General features: G+C 35.3%; 1 protein-coding gene. It reads left to right on the forward strand.

Features of this window, described 5'->3' with window-relative positions:
- The coding region (locus BACFIN_RS00030; RefSeq protein WP_007758430.1) for an ISAs1 family transposase at nt 1-414 on the forward strand (414 nt) is incomplete at its 5' end.
- Between the last annotated feature and the right edge of the window lie 328 nt (nt 415-742).

Below are 742 nucleotides of genomic sequence, written 5' to 3' on the forward strand. Positions count from 1 at the left end.
GTAGTCAGTTATGGATCTATTATGGAGAAAATGTTTAAGAAGAAACTTGTGGGGTTGAAGTCTATTGTAGGGATAAAGTCGGAGAGGACAATAGTAGCAACAGGAGAATATACTCAAGAGGTCAGATACTATGTAACTTCACTTGATAATACCAAACCGGAGGAGATTGCATCTGCCATCAGGCAGCATTGGTCTATTGAGAATAATCTTCATTGGCAACTGGATGTTACCTTTCGGGAAGACTACAGTAAAAAGGTGAAAAATGCAGCCAGAAACTTTTCGGTGGCAACAAAGATGGCGCTTACCATACTAAAGAATGAGAAAACAACAAAAGGAAGCATGAATCTGAAAAGACTAAAAGCCGGATGGGATGAAAAATATTTATCACAACTTTTACAGGAAAATAATTTTTAATGCGTCTGCCCTGTTTAGTGGAACAATTATTATGTAGGTAAGATTATCTGTAAATGATAGGCGTTTATACTAAAGATATAAGTACATTGGTACATCAATAACTGTTCGGTGAGAATGGAAATAGCAATATTTGTTGAGTTGTATAAGGCTATTTGAAGGGAGAAAATATGAGAGATGAAATGAAAATATTCATTCGTGCATCATATTGGGGGACAACCTTGCGCATAACTTCCATACAGGATAATCATACGCACGTTTGGAGGATGTAAATTAAACTGTGTCAGCAAAGATTAAAATAAAATATTAACTTTGCTAACACAGTTTTTTT

The organism is Bacteroides finegoldii DSM 17565 (assembly GCF_000156195.1).
GTDB classification, from domain to species: domain Bacteria; phylum Bacteroidota; class Bacteroidia; order Bacteroidales; family Bacteroidaceae; genus Bacteroides; species Bacteroides finegoldii.